Below are 6,035 nucleotides of genomic sequence, written 5' to 3'. Positions count from 1 at the left end.
TACCGAACTCGCTTTCCACGGCATCTACACCTCCCGCAGAACAAAAGCGGAAAGTGTAACCCATGTGTCCGGTACGACCTGTCACCTATGTCTCGGGTCGCTCACAGCTCATTTGATCTCCCCAAGCCAGGCGTTGTGACCGGCGCATTTGGTCACCATGAGCGCGCTGGTGCAGATGAATCCGGTAGAGCGCGGCCATTGCCTCACCGTCGGAGGATTCAGTATCGCACGGCAGTCTGAGTGATCGTGATCACATAAACTCGCGATTGGCTCCCCTAGTGTCCAGCTCACGCCAAACACGGGGAGATTTCATATGCGCAAGATCATTCTGGTGGCCGCTATGGTGCTGGTCTCTGCCTCTGCCCAGGCCGGAGGCCCGCGCAGCCTGTCGCTGTCCGCGGTGAGCGAGCCGGCTTCGGTTCAGCAAACGGCGCCGACGCTCGCTGCCGCGCCGACGCAGGTGAGCGAAGCAGCGCCAGCCGCCGAAGCTCCGAAATATCTCGATCGCCCGCCGGCGGTTTCGCTCACTGCGCCTGCGGCGACTCCCACACCGACGACCGCGACGACCTCAGCGCTCGCGACGACGACCCAACCCGCCGCGAAGACGACGGCCAAGGCGGACAAGTCGAAGCACAAGCGCAGCTGGACCGAAGGCCGCATCATCAGCGAGCTGCATCGCCACGGCATCTACTGGTAAGGTGCCTGCTCTCAAAAAGCATATGGCCGGGACAAGCCCGGCCATGACGCAAGAGATTTGGATCGGACTGGACGCGCTACTGCGAAACCGTCTGCACCACGCTCCCGATCGGACGTGCGCTCGAGGTCGGCACCTTCAGGTCCTTCAGCAATGCCTCGTCATATTCTGGCAGCGACTCGAGCGTCGTCTTGGCCTTCATCTGCACGACCTTGTAGCCGCCGGCCTTGAGCCGCGCGAGCAGTGCAGGCATGGCTTCGCCGGTATGCTTCTGGAAGTCGTGCATCAGGATGATGCCCTTGCCGAGCTTGTCGAGCCTGGTCATCACGGTCTCGATGATCTTCTCCGGCGTGGCGCCCTTCCTGAAGTCGAAGGAGTCGATGTCGGTCGAGAACATCGCGACGTTTCGGGTGCCGAAATAGCTCACGATCGCCGGATTGTGCTGCAGCTGCGGGAAGCGGAAGAACGGTGCCGGGTTGGTGCCGAGCGCGTATTTCACGGCGCTAACACCCTTCTCGACCTCGTCCTTGGCCATCTGCTCGGTCATCTTCTTGCCGTTCAGGTTGACGTGCGACCAGGTGTGAGTGCCGACCGTGTGGCCCTGCGCCAGCACCTGGCGAAGGATTTCCGGATGGTAGGTCGCATGCTTGCCGACCGAGAAGAACAGGCCCTTGGTGCATTCATCCGCGAGCGCCTTCAGCACGGCGGGCGTGTTGACCGGCCAGGGACCGTCGTCGAACGTCAGCACGACCTCCTTGTCGGTGAGGAAGTCGAACTGCTTGAAATGATCGAAGCCGAAGCCCGGACCGCCGGTGGTGTCGATCTCGACCACGCGGGAGACGCCGAGCGCGTTGGGATTGGCGCAGGTCGATTTCTGCTGAACCGGCATCGGCGCGGGTGCGGCGGCCGGGGCGGCTGCCGCCGGTTTGGCCGCAATCGCCGCCGTGGTCGTGACGTCGTCCTTGGCGGCGAGCTTCGCCTGTGCCGGCAATTGATCGGCGGCACGGGCGGCAATCGTCTTGGGAGCGGCCTGGTCGGCGCGCGAGGAATAATAAAACCAACCGCCGGCGGCAATCACGACCGCCGCAACTACACTGGCCAGCATCAGGCCCAACGCATTACGCATCGCCATTCTTTCCAATTACGCAACCAAACCGGCGGAATTTCCCGCTCGACGAGCCATTAATGCGAAGGAACAGTTAACGTGACACCAACACGACAGCGGATATGAAGGAATTTCAGCGAGGTGCGCCAACGTGACCATAGTCACAGAGGGTGGGCCTCCCGTGACCGTCATCACAGTGGAAACTGTTTTGCTGGAGCATGGTCGATCCCATCAACAACGGGCCCGCTTCCAGCGGTGCCAATGGGAGCTTCAAATGACCAACTCGCTGAACACCAAGTCTCTGAACACCAAGTCCTTGAGTAGCAAGATCCGCGACACCAGCCTGGCTCTGGGCTTTGCCGCCATCCTCTCGATCGCCTCGACCGGCTCCAGCTTCGCCTTCTCGTCCGAAGCCCAGCAGCAGTGCACCGGCGACGCTTTCCGCCTGTGCTCGTCGGAAATCCCGAACATCCCGAAGATCACGGCGTGCATGATGAAGCATCGTTCGGATCTGAGCGCCGGTTGCCGTGCGGTGATGGACAAGGACCTCGCCAAGGGCGGCGCGTCACGCAAGGTCGCTGACGCCCAGGACGCTCAGTAACAGCAACGATAGCGTCGTTGCGTCGGTTAGCTCCCCTCGCGATGTGCCCCGGCGTCAAGCCGGGGCCACGCGGCAGCGCAAGCCCGCCTGCCAATAAAGCCGTTGCGGCTTCGGGATCGTCGCTCTAGCTTCGCCCGCACATCTTCCGGGTAAGAGGCATTACGCGATGACCAGATTTCTTTTCATCATTCCATTGATCCTGTTTGCATCGGCTGCGTCCGCGCAGCAGCCCGGTCACGACGCCTGTGCGCGCGATGTGACGCGCTTCTGCCGCCCGGTGATGAACAATGGCGATCAGGCTGTGCTCGCCTGCCTCAAGCAAAACCGTACGCGGCTCACCAAAGGCTGCGAGAAGGTGCTGACGGATCACGGGCAGTAAGACGTCGCTACGGACTCGCGAAACCCTACGTGCTGCTTCCCGCCGCAGTGGCGACCACGGGCAGCACCTCACTTGCTGCCTGGTCCGGCGTCTCCTCTTTCCAGCGCACCGAGCCGAACGGACGCTCGAGCATGCGGCGGATCCGCACCGGATCGGGGCCGATGTGGAAATCGATCGCCTCCTGATGCAGAGCGCGTTCGGACTGGGTCGAGCGGTTGCGCTGGCGTAGATAGTCGAGCCAGGTCGGACAGTGGTAACGCTCGGTCCACAATTCGGGATCGGCGATGTCGCGCGCGATCGACCAGCCGTAAGCACCGTTGCGCTGACGAGAGAGCTGCACGTCCTGCATCACGTTGTGAAAGGCGCGGGCGTTGTCTTGGGCGACGCGGTATTCGATCTCGACCACCAGCGGCCCACTGCGTGCCGTGAGCGACAGTTTGACTTCCGGATCCGCTAGCAAATCGGCGTCTTCGTTACGGGCGCCGACGCGCGGCATCGTGAGCCAGATCCCCAGCACCGGCGAGATCAGCATCAGGCCGGCAGCCGTCAGCAGCGCGACCTCGACGCCGGCATAGTCGGTGAGATGGCCCCAGCCCCAGGCGCCGACCGCGATGCCGCCCGAAATCGAGGCCTGGAACGCCGCGAGCGAGCGGCCGGCGACCCAGCGCGGCGCCGAGAGCTGCACGCCGATATTAAACAGTGCGACGGCGGCCATCCAGACCGCGCCGGCGAGCACCAGGGCAGCCGCGGTCAGCACCGGCTCGGTGCTCACGGCGAGCGCAGCCATCGCAAACGCCATCGAAATGGTGCAGGCGCGGATCGCGGCTTCGCCGCTCATGCGCTTGCGTAACTCGTGGATGTTGAGCGCACCGACCACGGCCCCCATCCCGAAGGCGCCGAGCATGACGCCGTAGGTCTGCGCGCCGCCATGCAGCAGATCGCGCGCGACCAGAGGCATCAGTGCCATGATGGCACCGCCGATCAGGCCCATCACCAGCGTGCGCAACAGCACGATCTTGATCGGCGGCGAATTGGTGATGTAGCGGAAGCCCGACACCATGGCGCGGTTGAGCTTCTCCCGCGGCAGCCGCGAGGGCTCGGTGTTGCGCCGCCAGAGCAGCAGCACCACCAGCAACGGCAAATAGAGGATCGCGTTACACGCAAACGCCGCCACCGCACCGAGCGCGGCGACGATGACACCGCCGACCGCCGGACCGAAGCTGCGCGCGATGTTGTAGCTGATGCCGTTCAGCGCGACGGCCGACGGCAGGGCATCGGGCGGCACCTGCTCGCTGACCGAGGATTGCCAGGCCGGGCCGAACAGCGCGTTGCCGCTGCCGACCACGAAGCAGAATGCGAGCAGCGTTTCCGGAGAAATGTAGTTGAACCAGGCCAGGACCGTGAGCGCGGTCGCGCCAGTCAGCGCGATCATGAGCGCGATCAAGGTGACGACACGGCGGTCATACATGTCGGCGATGGCGCCGGCCGGCATCGAGATCAGCATGATCGGCAGCATCAGGGCGGTCTGCACCAGCGCCACCTTGTCCGCCGAAGCGGCCATCTGCGTCATCGCCCAGGCGGCGCCCACGCCCTGGATCAGCAGGCCAAGATTGGAGAGCAGGCTGGCGAGCCAGATGCGCCGGAACACGGTGTACCGCAGCGGCGCCATGATGCCGTCGGTCGCAATTTTCTGGCGGTTCGTCTGCTCGGTCATATCCCCTTCCAGATGGGCTGGCAGAAGTAGTCTTGAAGTCGTCTTGGAGTGGTCTTTGGGCGATTCCGGCAAGTTCAGTGATGCCTGCGAAAGTCCTTCGCTGTCCAGTGGTTAGGCCGGTATAAGCGGTGCACAGAGATGGTTTTGCGGGGGAGGAACAGATGAAGCTGTCACGACGAATGATCATGCTAGGGGCCGGCAGCTTGCCCTTCGCAATTGCGAGCTTGCGGACGGGCGCGTTGGCCCAGCCCTCACCTGCCGCGTCGGGCGAGGTGCCGCCGATCCTGTTCGTCCACGGCAATGGCGAATACGACGCGCTCTGGATGACGACCTTGTGGCGGATGGAATCCAACGGCATCGCGCGCGACCGCATGATGGCGATCAATTTCACCGATCCCAATGCACGAAGTGACGACAAGGTCGAGCAGGCGGGCCGCTCCTCTACCGAGGACCAGCGCCGCGAGCTCGCCGCCGCCATAGCCGAATTGAAGCGCAGCACCGGCGCGGCCCGCGTGGCGCTGGTTGGCAGCTCGCGCGGCGGCTATGCCATCCGCAACGTCATCAAGAACGGCGGCGCCAGCGATGTCAGCCATGCCGTGCTGTGCGGCACGCCCAATCACGGCGTGTTCGCGACCGACGACCAGCCCAACAGCGAGTTCAACGGCCGCGGCGCGTTCTTGCGCGGCCTGAACGAGGGCGAGAGCGAGGTGACGCCGGATGTCGCCTTCCTCACCTTGCGCAGCGACGGTATGGACAAATACGCGCAGGCCGATGGCCGTTTCATCGGCAAGCCCGGTACGCCGACCGGCGTCAACGTCGAAGGTCCGGAGTTGAAGGGGGCGGCCAACCTCGTGCTCGGCGCGCTCGATCATCGCGAGGTGGCGTTCCACCCCCGGGCCTTCCGCGAGATCTACAAATTCATCGCCGCCCGCGAGCCCGCGCGAATCGCGATTGTCCCGGAGCAGAGCGTGAAGCTGAGTGGGCTTGTTACCGGCGCGCCCGGCGGCGTGTCGACCAACCGGCCGGTGGCCGGCGCAACCGTCGACGTGTTTCGGGTCGATCCTGAAACCGGTGTGCGCAAGGGCAACGCCGTCCACAGTGCGAAGACCAGTGCCGACGGCCGCTGGGGACCGGCGCAGGTCGAGCCTTCCTGGTCGCTCGAATTCGTCGTCGCATCGCCGGATGCGCCGACGACGCATATCTACCGCTCACCCTTCCCGCGCTCGTCGGACGTCGTGCATCTGCGCGCCGCGCGTCCGCTCGGGCCCGCGGACAAGGACGCCGGGGCTGTGGTGATCATGTCGCGTCCGCGCGGCTATTTCGGCCTGCCGCGGGATGTGGTGCTGCTCGACGGCAAGGAGCCGGCGGACGTCAAATCGGGTGTGCCCACAGATTCGACAGCAACACTGCGCCTTCCGGCCGGCGAGGTGGGGCGTAACATCGTGGCCCAATTTGGCGAAGAACGAATTGTGGCACGCGCCTGGCCTGCCTCCGAGAACAGGATTGCGATTGCCGAGCTGACTTACTAGCTAATTGCCTGCG

The 6,035-nt window shown here is 64.3% G+C and carries 6 protein-coding genes; 4 read left to right on the top strand and 2 right to left on the bottom strand.

Annotated elements, in window-relative coordinates:
- The first annotated feature begins 313 nt into the window (after positions 1–313).
- Positions 314–697, top strand: a complete 384-nt coding sequence (locus AC0L3A_RS32025) for a hypothetical protein (RefSeq protein ID WP_219681862.1) — start codon at positions 314–316, stop codon at positions 695–697.
- A gap of 76 nt (positions 698–773) precedes the next feature.
- On the opposite strand, the gene AC0L3A_RS32020 is transcribed toward AC0L3A_RS32025, so the two are convergent.
- A complete protein-coding gene (locus AC0L3A_RS32020; protein WP_007598702.1) occupies positions 774–1,820 on the bottom strand; it encodes a polysaccharide deacetylase family protein in 1,047 nt (348 codons plus the stop codon).
- Between the two features lie 253 nt (positions 1,821–2,073).
- Here AC0L3A_RS32020 and AC0L3A_RS32015 point away from each other — a divergent pair, with 253 nt between their 5' ends.
- A complete protein-coding gene (locus AC0L3A_RS32015; protein WP_007598705.1) occupies positions 2,074–2,400 on the top strand; it encodes a hypothetical protein in 327 nt (108 codons plus the stop codon).
- 166 nt (positions 2,401–2,566) lie between these two features.
- Positions 2,567–2,779: a hypothetical protein gene (locus AC0L3A_RS32010; protein ID WP_219681861.1), complete on the top strand. Its 213-nt coding sequence runs from the start codon at positions 2,567–2,569 to the stop codon at positions 2,777–2,779.
- A 25-nt stretch (positions 2,780–2,804) separates the two neighbouring features.
- Here AC0L3A_RS32010 and AC0L3A_RS32005 read toward each other — a convergent pair whose 3' ends face one another.
- Positions 2,805–4,493 (bottom strand): MFS transporter, encoded by a 1,689-nt coding sequence (locus AC0L3A_RS32005; RefSeq protein ID WP_354172355.1) that lies wholly within the window; start codon positions 4,491–4,493, stop codon positions 2,805–2,807.
- 161 nt (positions 4,494–4,654) lie between these two features.
- On the opposite strand from AC0L3A_RS32005, the gene AC0L3A_RS32000 reads away from it, so the two are divergent.
- On the top strand, positions 4,655–6,022 hold the full coding sequence (locus AC0L3A_RS32000) for a hydrolase (protein ID WP_473255852.1): 1,368 nt from the start codon (positions 4,655–4,657) through the stop codon (positions 6,020–6,022).
- The last annotated feature ends 13 nt before the right edge of the window (positions 6,023–6,035 follow it).

This window comes from Bradyrhizobium sp. MI1.3 (assembly GCF_055811695.1).
Note: the sequence above shows the minus strand (reverse complement) of the source record. Positions and strands in the feature narration are given on the sequence as shown.